We start from the raw sequence: 13,724 nt of genomic DNA, 5'->3' as shown, positions 1-13,724 counted from the left end.
GAACAGGTTCGAGCGGTACGGTGTGCGCCAGGTCGGGTGGATCGCGGCGAAGAATTTCGGCAGCAGGCCGTCATTGGCCATCGAGAAGAACACCCGTGACTGGCCGTAGAGCAGCACCAGCATCACGGTGGTGAAGCCCGCGATGACGCCGAGCGTCACCAGGGTCTGGAGCCAGGGGAAGGGGGTCTGCTTGATGGCGGTGGCGACGGGAGCGGCGTCGCCCTTCATGGAGGCGTAGGGGACGAGGCCGGTGAGCACCGCCGCGAAGGCGATGTAGAGCACGGTGCAGATCGCGAGCGAACCGAGGATGCCGATCATCATGGTGCGCTGCGGGTTCTTCACCTCCTGCGCCGCCGTCGAGACCGCGTCGAAGCCGATATAGGCGAAGAACACCACGCCGGCCGCCCGCATGATGCCGCTCCAGCCGTATTCGCCGAAGGTGCCGGTATTGTCCGGGATGAACGGGACGTAGTTCTGCGCCTTGACGTAGAACAGGCCGACCCCGACCACCGCCAGCACCACCGCGACCTTCACCACGACGATCACGCTGTTGACCCGGGTCGATTCGCGCACGCCGCGCATCAGCAGCAGCGAGATCAGGCACAGGATCAGCACCGCCGGCAGGTTGACGAGGCCGTGGACGGTCGAGCCGTCGGCGAGCTGCACCGTCTCGAACGGCGAGTGCAGGAGCCGCGGCGGCAGCGTGATGCCCCAATCCTGCAGCAGCGTCGCGACGTATTTCGACCAGCTCACCGACACGGTGGCGGCGCCGACCGCGTATTCGAGCACCAGGTCCCACCCGATGATCCAGGCGACGAACTCGCCCATCGTGGCATAGGCGTAGGTGTAGGCGCTGCCCGAGACCGGGATCATGCTGGCGAGCTCGCTGTAGCACATGCCGGCGAGCGCGCAGCCGATGGCCGCGATGGCGAACGAGATCACCACCGCCGGCCCGGCATTCTCCGCCGCCGCGATGCCGGTGAGCGAGAACAGCCCGGCGCCGATGATCGCCCCGATGCCGAGCCCGACCAGGCTCCAGGGCCCCAGCGTCCGCTCCAGGCCGTGGCCGCCCTCCGCGTCCTGTCGCAGGCGTTCGATCGGCTTCGTCCGCATCAGCCCGTCCGCTGTGCTCTCCCGTGCCATGGCGTGTCCTCCTCGGATCGTTAGGGAGGAGAACGCAGCGCCACCGCCAAGGCTGCACCGTGACGCAGGAGAAGACGAGACATGGACGTCGGTCGTCGTGCCGGATGATGATTGTACGACGATTCCCTTGCCCGCGACGCATCGGCTGCTTGCCCAGCCGCCTCCCGCTTCACTATCCTTCGGGCAACGAACGTGAGGAGGACGCCCCCATGTGCCGGATCTTCGCCGAGCAGACGCCGGAGCGCTACGCCTACGAGACGCGCTCGCTGCGGATCGGCGGGCACTGCACCTCCCTGCGCCTCGAGACCGCGTTCTGGACCATCCTGGAGGAGATCGCCCGCCAGGAGGGGCTCAGCGTCGCGAAGTTCGCCACCAAGCTGCACGACGAGGTGCTGGAGCGGCATGGCGAGGTGCGCAACTTCGCATCGCTCCTGCGCTGCTCCTGCCTGATCTACGTGTCCGAGGGGAGCCGGGCCCCGGTCCTGATGGCGGCGGAGTAGACGAGGCGGGCTTTGATACCAATAGCCCAAGATGCTGACGCATCGGGCCATTGAACCATCTCGAATTGTCTATGCCAAGCCAGAGGCTTGACGAAAATTCGAGAACGGAACCAAAGGTCGTTTCCAACGACCGTTGGTATCAATCGGCCGGCCGACGCCAAGCCCGCCTGGTTCGTCGTCCCGTGGCGGATCGTCGTCGCAAAACCGGCTGCCGGTTTTGCGAAATCCGCTCAGACGGCATCCTCCAGGATCATCGCCGCGCCCTTCTCGGCCAGCATGATCGTCGGCGAGTTGGTGTTGCCCGAGGTGATGCGCGGCATCGCCGAGGCGTCGGCGACCCGCAAGCACCGGATCCCGCGCACGCGCAAACGCGCATCGAGCACCGCGCCGGCATCGTGGTCGGCCCCCATCCGGGCGGTGCCGACGGGGTGGAAGATCGTGGTGCCGAGATCGCCCGCGGCCTTGAGCAGGTCGGCGTCCCCCGCGATTCCCGGACCCGGCAGGTGCTCCTCGGGGCGGTAGCGGGCGAGCGGCGCCTGGGCGACGATGCGGCGGGTGAGCTTGAGCGAATCGACCGCGACGCGCCGGTCCTCCTCGGTCGAGAGATAGTTCGGCCGGATTTCCGGCGGGGCCATCGGGTCGGGGCTCGCGGCATGCACGCTGCCGCGGCTCGACGGGCGCAGGTTGCAGACGCTCGCCGTGAAGGCCCCGAACGGGTGCAGGCCCTCGCCCCACTTGTCGAGGGAGAGCGGCTGGAAGTGGTATTCGAGGTTGGCGGTGGCGTAGTCGGGCGAGGAGCGGGTGAACACCCCGACCTGGCTCGGCGCCATGGTGAGCGGCCCGGTGCGAAACAGCGCGTATTCGACGCCCATCCAGCCGCGCTTGATCAGGTTCGCGTAGGTGAGATTGAGGGTCGGGACCCCCGTCACCTTGTAGACCGGCCGGATCTGCAGGTGGTCCTGCAGGTTCTCGCCGACGCCCGGCGCGTGATGGGCGACCTCCACCCCCAGATCCCGGAGCCGCGCCCCGTCGCCGATGCCGGACAGTTCGAGGAGCTTCGGGGTCGCGACGGCGCCGGCCGAGAGCACCACCTCGCCGTTCGCCCGGGCGAGGTAGCGCTGCCCGCCGCGCTCGAACAGCACGCCGACGGCGCGGCCGCCCTCGACCACCACCCGCTCGACATGGATTCCGGTCTCGAGCCGCAGGTTCGGGCGGTTGAGCGCCGGTTTCAGGAAGCCGCGGGCCGCGCTCCAGCGCCGGCCGCGGCGCTGGTTGACCTGGAAGTACGACGAGCCCTCGTTGTCGCCGGTGTTGAAATCCGGGATCTTCGGGATACCCGCGGCCTCCGCGGCATCGCGGATCGCGTCGAGGATCGCCCAGCGGATCCGCGGCGGCTCGACCCGCCACTCGCCGCCGGAGCGGTGGAAGCCGTTCGGCGGCGCGATGTGGTCCTCGTGCTTGAGGAAATAGGGCAGCACGTCGTCCCAGCCCCAGCCGTCGAGGCCGAGCTGGCGCCAGCCGTCGTAATCGGCGGCCTGGCCGCGCATGTAGATCATCGCGTTGATGGCCGAGGAGCCGCCGATGACCTTGCCGCGGGGATAGGCGAGCTGGCGCCCGTTCAGGCCGGCCTCGGCCTGGGTGGTGAACAGCCAGTCGGCCCGCTTGTTGCCGATGGCGAAGAGGTAGCCGGCCGGGATGTGGAACCAGATCCAGTTGTCGCGCCCGCCCGCCTCCAGCACCAGCACGCGCCGCCGCGGATCGGCCGAGAGCCGGTTGGCGAGCACGCAGCCCGCCGAGCCCGCCCCGACCACGACGAAGTCGTAGGTGCCGAAATCCTGAAGGTCGTTGCCGGCGCCGCTGCCTGCCATCCGCGTGTCCTGCCCTGATCTCTCGTTCCGGCCGGTTTAGCGCATTCCGCTGGCGACGGCGCAAGAGGTTGCGGTTAAGCTCCCCGAAAAGCCGGGAGGGGACGATGGCGCGCAAATGGGGGATCCTGGTCGGCCTGGGTACCGGCCTGATGGCGGGGCCGGCTCTGGCCGGCGAGTGCGGCGCGCTCGCCAACCTCAGGATCGAGGCGGTGAACCTCCACTCCGCCGCCGAGGTGCCGGCTGCCGGCGACCTGCCGGCCTATTGCCGGGTGCTCGGCACGGTGCGGCCGGCGATCAGCTTCGAGGTGCGGCTGCCGCTCCAGAACTGGAACGGGAAGTATTACGGCACCGGCTGCGGCGGCTTCTGCGGGACCCTGCTGTCGGATGCGCCCGGCTTCACCAACGCGATGAATTACGGCCTGCGCCGGGGCTACGCGGCCTCGACGATGGACGGGGGCCATTGGGGCACCGGCTCGGCCGACGGGCGCTGGGCCGCCGGCGACCTCGTCGCCCGGATGGATTGGGGCCAGCGCGCGGTGACCGAGACGGCGCGGGCCAGCAAGGTGCTGGTCAAGGCCTTCTACGACCGGCCGCAGGCGAAATCCTACTTCGCCGGCTGCTCCACCGGCGGCCGCATGGCGGCGATGGAGGCGCTGAAATACCCCAAGGACTTCGACGGGATCATCAGCGGGGCGCCGGCCCTCGACTATACCGGCCTCGTCGCCACCACCTTCGCCTGGGTGACGAAGGCGAATACCGGGGCCGACGGCAAGCCGATCCTGACCACGCCCCGGGCGAGGCTGGTGACGGAGGCGGTGGCGGCGGCCTGCGGGGCGAAGGAGGCCGGGGGGTTCGTCGCCGATCCGCGGCAATGCAACTTCAAGCCGTCGTCCCTGCGCTGCACCGGCGACACGTCGGACAAGTGCTTGAGCGAGGCGGAGGTCGGCGTGCTGGAGAAGTGGTATGCCGGCCCGACCGATGCGGCCGGCCGCCCACTCTATCCGGGCGGCATTCCCCTCGGCTCCGAGGCGCATTGGCCGCGCTGGCTCACGGGACTGGGCAACGCGCCTGCGATCCTGCCGCTCTTCTCCGCCGACTTCCTGCGCTACATGGCGTTCTGGCCCTCGCCGGGGCCGGCCTATCGGGTGACGGATTTCGATTTTTCCGCCGATCCGGCCCGGATGGCGCCGCAGGCGCAGGTCTACAACGCCGCCACCTACGATCCCGCCGCCGGGGCCGTGCGGCCGGTCGCCGACCTGTCGGCGTTCCGCGACGCGGGCGGCAAGCTCCTGATCTATCACGGCTGGGGCGACCCGCTGGTCACGCCGTTCATGAGCGTCGCCTTCTACGAGGCTCTGGCCAAGGGGACGGGCGGTCTCGATGCCCTGGCCGGGACCGCGCGCCTGTTCATGGTGCCGGGTATGGACCATTGCGGCATCGGCACCGACGGGCCGGGCATCTCGGACACCGGCATCGATCCGTTGACGGCCCTGGAGCGCTGGGTCGAGGCCGGCGAGGCGCCGCGCGAGCTCGTCGCGACCAAGCGCGATGCCGGCGGCGCGGTGTCCTGGTCGCGCCCGGTCTGCGCCTATCCGCAGGTCCCGCGCTCCGAGGGGGCCGGCCTCACCTGCGCGGCGCCCTGAGGGCACCCCGACCGGCCTCGGCCGGTCGGCCTAGGGCGATTGTGTCTGCATCGATGAGGGAATTCCTCTAAAGTGTAACGTGTTAGCAATTGTTCAGGGCCGCTTTCGTGGCATCTGTGCCGCAGGGAGTGGCAGGCATGACCGACGACGCACGACCCCGGGTCCTCTCGATCACCAGTGTCACCGCCGTCAGCACGATCGATGGCGGCGATACCCTGGCGGCCGAAGTGAGCGGGCCCGATGGCGGCACGGTCTTCCTGCTGATTCCCCTCGGCGCGGCCGGTGCCCTCATCACCCAGCTCACCGATGCGGCCGAGCGCGGGGCGCAGGAGCGGCGCCTCCACAGCCAGGGGCGCCGCCCGGATACGGACGCGTGATCGTTCGAATGCGAGCGGTCGGCTGAACCGATCGTTTCATCGGACAGGCGAGAACGGACCCCCGGTCGCGGAGGTCCATCGTGTCGTTCAGGAATCGGCTCCGCTTCGAGCACCGGCTCGCCGCGCTGGTCGGCTTGCTCTGCCTCGCCCTGGTGGGGGCGACGGTGGGCGGGGCGATCTGGCTCGAGCGGCGAAGCGCCCTCCGGCTGGCCGAGGACCGTCTCGCCCGCCTCGCCGACGGCATGGCGGGGAGCCTCGACACCACCCTGCGCGAGCGGTTCCGCGAGATCCAGGTCGTCGCCGGCCTCGCCCCCCTGCGCGAGCGCTGGACCACCGATCCCGCCGCCACCCGCGGCATCCTGACCGCCATGCGGACCACGGCACCGGATTACGCCTGGCTCGGCTTCGTCGCGCCCGACGGCCGCGTGCGGGCCGGCACGGAGGGGATGCTCGAAGGGGTGGCGGTGAGCGGGCGGACCTGGTTCGAGATCGGGCTGACCCGGCCCAATGTCGGCGACGTGCACGAGGCGGTGCTGCTGAGCCGGCTCCTCGTGCGCGCCGAGCCCGAGCCCCTGCGCCTCGTCGATCTGGCGGCGCCGGTGCGCGATGCCGGCGGCGCCGTCATCGGGGTGCTGGGCGGCCACCTGAGCTGGGATTGGGCGAGCCGGGTCCGCCGCCGGCTCCTCGACGAGGGCCGGCCCGGCACCGACCTGTGGGTGCTCGACCGCAACGGGCGCGTGATCCTCGGGCCGCGCCTCGGCGCGGAGCCGTTCGGGCCGGCGCGGCTCGGTGCCATGACCGAGGCGGGGAGGGGCGTCTTCGCGGCCGAGATCGCCGGGGAGACGCGGCTGGCAGGCTTCGCCTCGGCGGCGACGGGCGAGCGGAGCGGGGTCGCCGGCGGCGATCCCGGTCTCGGCTGGATCGTGGTGGCGACGCTGCCCGAGGCGCAAGCCCTCGCGCCGGTGCAGCCGTCCCTCCGGGCGCTGCTCGGCCTCGGCGCCGCGGTCGCCCTGCTCGGCATCGCGCTCGCGTGGTCGCTCGGGCGCCGCGCCGCGGCCCCGCTCCGGCAACTGACCGCGGCCCTGGACCGGATCGGCCCCGACGCCGACGCCACGAGCCTGCCGCGGCTCGACGGGGCGCGGGAATTCGGTGCCCTCTCGGCGGCCCTGCACGCGCTTCTGCGGCGGATCGGCACCGCCGAGCGCGAGCTCAGCGACGCGACGCTCCGCTCGACCAGCGTCGCCGCCTCCTACCGGCGCCAGATCGAGGATCTGCGCCAGGTCGCCGGCACCGACATGCTCACCGGGCTCCGCAACCGGCGCGGCTTCGTCAAGCCGGCGGCGGAGGCCTTCGCGCAGGCGAGAGGCGGCCGCTGCGGTGTCGCCGTGCTGGTCGTCGACGTCGACCACTTCAAGCGCGTCAACGACCGGTATGGCCACGATGCCGGCGACGCGGTGATCCGTCATGTCGGCACGCTGCTGGCGGAGGCCGTGCGCGGCACCGACACCGTGGCCCGCTTCGGCGGCGAGGAATTCGTGGTGCTGCTCGTCGGCCTCGACGGGGCCGAGGCGGCGCAGATCGCCGAACGCCTCTGCGTCAAGGTCCGGGCCGCGGAGATCGCCCATGGCGGCCGCATCGTCGCGGTCACGGTCAGCATCGGGGTGGCGACGGTGTCGGTGCGCGACCCGGACATCCAGGCGGCGATCGCCCGGGCCGACGCCGCCCTCTACGACGCCAAGGCGCGTGGGCGCGACCGGGTCGGCATCGCGGTGGCGCGCGAGGAGGCCGGGCGGGCGGCGTGAGCCTGCGGGACCGATCGGTCCACGGGGAACCCGATCACGCCAAGCTCCGTTGTTACTCCATGAGAGTATTCACGGAGTCATGGAGGCGACAATGATGAAGGGCGGACTGCTCTGGCTGATCGGAATTCCGATCCCGATCATCCTGATCCTGTTCTTCTTGGGCTATCTCCACTGACGGAATTGGCGAGCGATGGCCGGCGGCGGCGCAGCGACGGTGCGAAAGCCGGGGCTGCGCCGCTTTCGTGCGTCCGCTGGGACGATCCTTCCTCCACCGGGCGATCGGCCTCCGGCACCCGATCGTCCCGCGTCGCTCTTGCGCGGTGCCGTCGTCGCTTGGCAGACACGGGCGGCGGACGGTTCCCCCGGATTCGGGCCAACCCCATCCCGGCAGGGCGCCGCCGCATGGGAGGAGAGACGACATGGCACAGGATCTGGCCGGCAAGATCGCCTGGGTGACGGGGGCGGGCAGCGGCATCGGCGAGGCGGCGGCCCTCGCGCTGGCGGGAGCGGGCGCCAAGGTCGTGCTGACCGGGCGCCGGGAGGAGCCGCTGCGGGCGCTCGCCGAGCGCATCGCCGCATCCGGCGGCGAGGCCGCGGTCGAGCCCGGCGACGTCACCGATGCGGCGCGCATCACGGCCATCGTCGAGGGCATCGCGTCGCGGTTCGGCCGGCTCGACGTGCTGGTGAGCAATGCCGGCAGCAACGTGCGCGAGCGGCGCTGGGACGCCCTGTCGCCGGAGGGCGCGCAGAGCGTGATCCAGGCCAACCTGTCGAGCGCCTTCTACGCCTCGCTGGCGGTGCTGCCGCTGATGCGTCGCCAGGGCGACGGCGTGCTGATCCACACCGCCTCCTGGGCCGGGCGCTACGTCAGCCCGGTGAGCGGGCCGGCCTACACGGCGGCCAAGCACGCGGTGGTGGCGATGAGCCACAGCATCAACATGGAGGAATGCGTCAACGGCATCCGCTCCACGGTCCTGTGCCCGGCCGAGGTCGCGACCCCGATCCTCGACAAGCGCCCGGTGCCGGTGACGCCCGAGGACCGCGCCCGCATGCTCCAGCCCGACGACATGGCGGCGCTGATCCTGTTCGTGGCGACGCGCCCCGGCCACGTCTGCCTCAACGAGGTGGTTATCAGCCCGACCTGGAACCGCGGCTACGTGCCGGATGCCCGCCTGGGCTCGCGCCTGGGCGCGTAGCAACGGCGGCGCGATGGCTCCGGGAGATCGCGTGGCGATCGCCCGAAGCCATGGAAGGCCGGTTCAGGCGCCCTGCGCGCCGGCCTTCTCAGCCTCGGCCTGCAATTGCAGCTCGCTCCGGTGGAGCCGGCTGAGCAGCATGAGCATGCGGCCCGGCAGGGCCGTATCCTCGGCGGTGAGCGGCGCCGCGCGGCGCCGGATCGCGGTGTCCCGCGACGAAGTGGTGGTGTCCCGCGAGGCGGGAGGTTCCCGCACGGGAGTCTGAGCCGGATCGGCACCGGATCCATCCGGCCGAACCTGCTCGCGAACTCGGGCACGCATTGGTCGATCCTTTAACGGCCGGCTTCTGGCGACCGGCGCCGCTATGAACGCCGACCGGCTGCGCCGGTTCCGTAGGGACCGGCAAGGTTTCCCTCACGGCACCTCGCTGCTGCGCCGATGCCACACCGGACGGAACCGGCGCGACTCGTGCAGCGAACGAGGCGTGGCGCGGCGAGAGAGATGCCGCGCCGGCGTGACGGGGCGGTGACGGCGGGCGGCGCGGATGCTATTGGCGCGACATGCTCGAAGGCCTGCCGCCCCACCGCCCGACCCACGTGCTGCGACTCGACACGAACGAGCGTGCCGCCCGTGCCATGACCGACCTGATCGGCGAGGTCTTCGACCCGACCGAGACCGCGGTCGCGGCCTTCGAGGCCGAGGACGGCAAGACCTGGCACCTCGAGGCCTATTTCTCGGAGGAGCCGGACGAAGAGGCGGTGCGCGAGCTGATCCGCCCGATCCTCGGCGACGCCGCCGACGAGGCGACCTTCGCGGCGATCGACCAGCAGGACTGGGTCCGCGCCTCCCTCGAAGGCCTGAAGCCGGTGCGGGCCGGGCGCATCCTGGTCCACGGCTCGCACGACCGGGGCCGGGTGCAGCCGAACGACCTGCCGATCGAGATCGAGGCGGCGCTCGCCTTCGGCACCGGCCACCACGGCACCACGCTCGGCTGCCTCCTCGCCCTCGTCGACGAGGTGAAACGGCGCCGGCCGCACCGGGTCCTCGACGTCGGCACCGGCACCGGCATCCTCGGGCTCGCCGCCGCGCGCCTGCTCCACACCAGGGTCATCGCCGGCGACCTCGACCCGGAGGCGGTGGCGACCGCCCGCACCAACGCGGCCTTCAACGGGCTCGCCAACCTGATGGCCTTCTACGAGGCGCCGGGCCTGCGCCATCCGCTCGCCCGCGTCGCCCGCGGCTACGACCTCGTCTTCGCCAACATCCTGGCCCGGCCGCTGCGGGGGCTCGCCCCCAGCCTCGCCCGCGCGGTGGCGACGGACGGCACCCTGGTGCTGTCGGGCCTGATCCCCCGCGACGTGCCGGGCGTGCTCTCGGCCTACGCCGCACAGGGTTTTCGCCTGCGCCGCCGCCGGCTGATCGAGGGCTGGGTCACCCTGGAACTGCGCCGCGGTGGGGCTGCGCCCAGGCCGTGCTGAAGGCGCGCGCCTCGCTGACACGTGCCGTGTTAGATCCTGCGGAACAGCGCCAACTTTGATCGGTTGTTCGGGCATGCCGCTTACCGGTAGGGGGTATTAGTACCCGAGCCGGGGTGGCCCGTGCGCGGACGGCCAATTCCGGCTCTTCCGCGGCACCCGCCTCGGAGACCGATCTGCCATGAAGGCCCTCGTCTGGCACGGCACCGCGGATATCCGCTGCGACACGGTCCCCGATCCGACGATCGAGGATGGGCGCGACGCGATCATCAAGGTGACCTCCTGCGCCATCTGCGGCTCCGACCTGCACCTCTACGACCACTTTATGCCGGGCATGAAGTCGGGCGACATCATGGGCCACGAGACCATGGGCGAGGTGGTCGAGGTCGGCCGGGAAAACAAGAGCCTCAAGGTCGGCGACCGGATCGTGGTGCCGTTCACCATCATCTGCGGCCAGTGCGAGCAGTGCAGGCGCGGCAATTTCTCGGTCTGCGAGCGCACCAACCGCAACAAGGCGCTCGCCGAGACCGCCTTCGGCCACACCACCGCGGGCCTGTTCGGCTACACCCACCTCACCGGCGGCTATGCCGGCGGCCAGGCCGAGTACCTGCGGGTGCCCTTCGCCGACGCGACCCACATCAAGGTGCCGGGCGGCATCCCGGACGAGAAGCTCCTGTTTCTCTCCGACATCTTCCCGACCGGCTGGCAGGCGGCGGTGCAGTGCGACATCCAGCCGGACGACACGGTGGCGATCTGGGGCTGCGGCCCGGTCGGCCAGATGGCGATCCGCTCGGCGATCCTGCTCGGCGCCAGGCGCGTCATCGCCATCGACCGGGTGCCGGAGCGCCTGACCATGGCCCGGGCCGGTGGCGCCGAGACGATCAACCTCGATGAGGAATCGAACGTCGTCGCCCGGCTCAACGACATGACGGACGGCAAGGGGCCGGAGAAGTGCATCGATTCGGTCGGGATGGAGGCGCACGCCACCTCCTCGCTCGACGCGATCTACGACCGCGCCAAGCAGGCGGTGATGCTGGAGAGCGACCGGCCGCACGTCCTGCGCCAGATGATCATGGCCTGCCGCCCGGCCGGGGTGCTGTCGATCCCCGGCGTCTATGGCGGCCTGATCGACAAGGTGCCGTTCGGTGCGGCGATGAACAAGGGCCTGACCTTCCGGATGGGCCAGACCCACGTCAACCGCTGGAGCGACGACCTGCTGCGGCGGATCGAGGAGGGGCAGATCGACCCGTCCTTCGTCATCACCCACACGGTGGGTCTGGAGCAGGGGCCGGAGATGTACCGGACGTTCCGGGACAAGCAGGACGGCTGCATCAAGGTGATGATCCGGCCATGACTCACCCCAGCACCCGCGAGGCAGCCATGACGCGCACGGTGAATCCCCGCTCCCGCTCGGCGCACGATGCGCTGGCCCGCGGCCTCGGCTGGTTCTCGATCGGCCTCGGGCTTGCCGAGATCCTGGCGCCCCGGGCGCTCTGCCGGGCGCTGGGTCTTGAGGGCCGCGAGGCCCTGGTCCAGGCCTACGGCGCCCGCGAGGTCGCGACCGGGGCGGCGATCCTGATGAGCCACGATCCGACGCCGTGGATCTGGGGCCGGGTCGCGGGCGACGCCCTCGACCTCGCCACCCTGGCGACCGGCTTCGAGGGCGACAACCCCCGCGCCGGCACCCTGGCGCTCGCCACCGCCGCGGTGGCGGGCGTGACGCTCGCCGACATCGTCTGCGTCCAGGGCCTCACGGCGGATAAGCGCCTGCCGCCGCCGGGGACCTACGAGTACCACAACCGCAGCGGCTATCCCGGCGGCCTCGCCGCCGCCCACGGCGCCGCCCGCGATTTCGCGGTGCCGCGGGATTTTCGGATCCCGGACGCCCTGCGTCCCTGGCAGGATGGGCGGCCGGTGGGGTGAGGGCATCGTCGAAACGGGGCCTGCTCGGCTGATCTCTCCAATGATCAAACCCACCATGTCTTTCCGGGGTCGCGAAAGCGGGGCCCGGAGTGACACGGTCGGCCTGACATCTGTAAAAAAACAATCAACCAGATTTTCAGAGAAGATCGGTATCACGACCTTGTCTTTCATCCCACTTTCGACCTCATCCTGAGGTGTTGGCCGATTAAAAATCGGCTGACTTCGAAGGAGGGCTCCAGAGATCGCAGCGAGATCTGGAGCCCTCCTGCGAGGCTCCTTTCAGTCGCACCTCTGGATGAGGGTGTGAATGGGACGAGCCTCGACCGAGACGAACAGGGTCTGGGACAAAAAAGAAAGGGCCGCCTCTCGGCAGCCCTCCCGCTCCGGTCCGTCCCGAAGCCTACTCTTTGTCGCCGCGGTGGATGCCCTTGTCGCGGTTCTCCTTCAGGCGGCCGTCATCCGAATGCTGCACGGTGCCCTGGTTCGGGGCGTCCGGGTTCTTATGGTTATGGCGGCCAGTGTCATCAGTATTGTGCGACTGAGACTGCTGCTTCTTGTCGGCCATATCCGTATCTCCCGTGATCTGCGGCGTGCCGCGGTGAGTGTTTCGATAACATATGATCGGGGTGCGGGTTCCTGGCCGAATCGGAGGACTGTGAAAGATCGGACGCGACATTTCGTCATTTCCTAAACGATGTCACAGGGGACTGGACGAACCGCGATCCTGAGCCAAAGCCGGCACCTCCGGGTCGGGGCGGAGCGAGACTCCGCCGAGCGGGCCGATGGCGTCCGTCGTGGGGCGACGCCCTTCGATCCCGACCGCCGCGGAGCTGTTGACGAGCGAAATGGTCGCGCCTATCAGTTATAGCACAAGCTATAATGATGAGCCGTTGCGATGTGCCGTGTCCTGTCCCCGCTTCTCGCCGGCATCGTCCTGGCCTGCTTCGCGACCGGGGAGGGGGCCGCGCCCGCCCGGGCCCAATCTCTCCCCACCGCCGCCGAGAACCTGACCCCCGGCGATCTCGACAGCGAGCACCTGTTCGGCTTCGCCGAGGGCAGCGACCTCGGCGTGCCCGGGGAGGTGGAGCTGGAATGGGAAACGAGCGGCCGGCTCGGCAAACGCCTCGGCCGCTTCCTCGCCGTCGACAGCGGGCTTGCCCTGAAGATGCCGCTGACCGGCGACTTCCGTCTCGCGCCGGGCGTCACCTTCAACGCCTCCGATATCGGCGAGCCGGCCCGGACCACCGGCGGCTTCAACGGCGGCTTCCTCGAGACCCGCCTGCGCCTGCTCGACCGCCGCGCCGCGCCGTTCGGTCTGACGCTGAGCATCGTGCCGGCCTACGGCACCGTCGATGGCGGCACGGGTATGCCGGCGCGCAGCTTCGGGACCGACGTCGCGCTGCTGGCCGACCGCGAGCTGATCCCCGGCACGCTGGTCGCGGCGGTCAATCTCGGCTTCGCGTTCTCGACGACGCAGGCAGCCGGCCTGGACGAGCGCATTCTCGGATCGGGCCTCGAGGCCGCCGCCGCCCTGGCCTACCAGGTCCGGCCCGGCCTCTTCGTCGGCGCCGAGGCGCGCTATGCCCGGACCTACGAGGGCCTGGCGCTCGACCGCCTCGCCGGGCAGGCCGTCTATCTCGGCCCCACCCTCTACACGACCCTGTCGCCGCAGGCCTGGGCCTCGTTCACCTGGAGCTTCCAGGTTGCCGGGCGGGCATCCGGCGAGCCGGGACCGCTCGACCTGTCGAGCTTCGACCGCCACCAGATGCGGCTGCGCGTCGGCTACAACTTTTGAAC

At 70.6% G+C, this 13,724-nt stretch carries 13 protein-coding genes (1 of these 13 only partly in view); 9 read left to right on the top strand and 4 right to left on the bottom strand.

The window, feature by feature from the left end:
• A protein-coding gene (locus F1D61_RS29245; RefSeq protein WP_203155549.1) for an amino acid permease crosses the window boundary here: on the bottom strand, positions 1-1,143 show its 5' portion. The gene continues 327 nt to the left of window position 1, outside the view; the window shows 1,143 of its 1,470 coding nt (coding positions 1-1,143); the start codon lies at positions 1,141-1,143; the stop codon falls past the left edge of the window.
• 209 nt (positions 1,144-1,352) lie between these two features.
• On the opposite strand from F1D61_RS29245, the gene F1D61_RS29240 reads away from it, so the two are divergent.
• Positions 1,353-1,643 (top strand): ribbon-helix-helix domain-containing protein, encoded by a 291-nt coding sequence (locus tag F1D61_RS29240; protein WP_203155548.1) that lies wholly within the window; start codon positions 1,353-1,355, stop codon positions 1,641-1,643.
• A gap of 230 nt (positions 1,644-1,873) precedes the next feature.
• On the opposite strand, the gene F1D61_RS29235 is transcribed toward F1D61_RS29240, so the two are convergent.
• Positions 1,874-3,511 (bottom strand): GMC family oxidoreductase, encoded by a 1,638-nt coding sequence (locus F1D61_RS29235; protein ID WP_203155547.1) that lies wholly within the window; start codon positions 3,509-3,511, stop codon positions 1,874-1,876.
• Positions 3,512-3,615: 104 nt separating this feature from the next.
• Here F1D61_RS29235 and F1D61_RS29230 point away from each other — a divergent pair, with 104 nt between their 5' ends.
• The 4 genes from F1D61_RS29230 (at position 3,616) to F1D61_RS29215 (ending at position 8,529) form a co-directional block, all read left to right on the top strand.
• Positions 3,616-5,154: a tannase/feruloyl esterase family alpha/beta hydrolase gene (locus F1D61_RS29230; protein ID WP_203155546.1), complete on the top strand. Its 1,539-nt coding sequence runs from the start codon at positions 3,616-3,618 to the stop codon at positions 5,152-5,154.
• Positions 5,155-5,291: 137 nt separating this feature from the next.
• Entirely contained in the window at positions 5,292-5,531 is a 240-nt protein-coding gene (locus F1D61_RS29225; RefSeq protein WP_203155545.1) for a hypothetical protein, read from the top strand.
• A gap of 80 nt (positions 5,532-5,611) precedes the next feature.
• Positions 5,612-7,333: a sensor domain-containing diguanylate cyclase gene (locus F1D61_RS29220; protein ID WP_203155544.1), complete on the top strand. Its 1,722-nt coding sequence runs from the start codon at positions 5,612-5,614 to the stop codon at positions 7,331-7,333.
• Positions 7,334-7,752: 419 nt separating this feature from the next.
• Entirely contained in the window at positions 7,753-8,529 is a 777-nt protein-coding gene (locus F1D61_RS29215) for an SDR family oxidoreductase (RefSeq protein WP_203155543.1), read from the top strand.
• 63 nt (positions 8,530-8,592) lie between these two features.
• Here F1D61_RS29215 and F1D61_RS29210 read toward each other — a convergent pair whose 3' ends face one another.
• A complete protein-coding gene (locus F1D61_RS29210) occupies positions 8,593-8,784 on the bottom strand; it encodes a hypothetical protein (protein WP_203155542.1) in 192 nt (63 codons plus the stop codon).
• A 305-nt stretch (positions 8,785-9,089) separates the two neighbouring features.
• Here F1D61_RS29210 and F1D61_RS29205 point away from each other — a divergent pair, with 305 nt between their 5' ends.
• From F1D61_RS29205 to F1D61_RS29195, 3 genes are all read left to right on the top strand, one after another.
• Positions 9,090-10,007, top strand: a complete 918-nt coding sequence (locus tag F1D61_RS29205; RefSeq protein WP_203155541.1) for a 50S ribosomal protein L11 methyltransferase — start codon at positions 9,090-9,092, stop codon at positions 10,005-10,007.
• A 178-nt stretch (positions 10,008-10,185) separates the two neighbouring features.
• Complete coding sequence (locus F1D61_RS29200) at positions 10,186-11,358, top strand: zinc-dependent alcohol dehydrogenase (protein WP_203155540.1); 1,173 nt, start codon at positions 10,186-10,188, stop codon at positions 11,356-11,358.
• Between the two features lie 26 nt (positions 11,359-11,384).
• Positions 11,385-11,927, top strand: a complete 543-nt coding sequence (locus tag F1D61_RS29195; RefSeq protein WP_203155539.1) for a cyclase dehydrase — start codon at positions 11,385-11,387, stop codon at positions 11,925-11,927.
• 400 nt (positions 11,928-12,327) lie between these two features.
• Here F1D61_RS29195 and F1D61_RS29190 read toward each other — a convergent pair whose 3' ends face one another.
• A complete protein-coding gene (locus F1D61_RS29190; protein WP_203155538.1) occupies positions 12,328-12,492 on the bottom strand; it encodes a hypothetical protein in 165 nt (54 codons plus the stop codon).
• A gap of 330 nt (positions 12,493-12,822) precedes the next feature.
• On the opposite strand from F1D61_RS29190, the gene F1D61_RS29185 reads away from it, so the two are divergent.
• On the top strand, positions 12,823-13,722 hold the full coding sequence (locus F1D61_RS29185; protein ID WP_246775600.1) for a hypothetical protein: 900 nt from the start codon (positions 12,823-12,825) through the stop codon (positions 13,720-13,722).
• The last annotated feature ends 2 nt before the right edge of the window (positions 13,723-13,724 follow it).

The sequence above is a fragment of the Methylobacterium aquaticum genome, from assembly GCF_016804325.1.
Classification (GTDB): domain Bacteria; phylum Pseudomonadota; class Alphaproteobacteria; order Rhizobiales; family Beijerinckiaceae; genus Methylobacterium; species Methylobacterium aquaticum_C.
The sequence above is the reverse complement of the archived record's forward strand: the minus strand, read 5'-3'. Positions and strand labels throughout refer to the sequence as shown.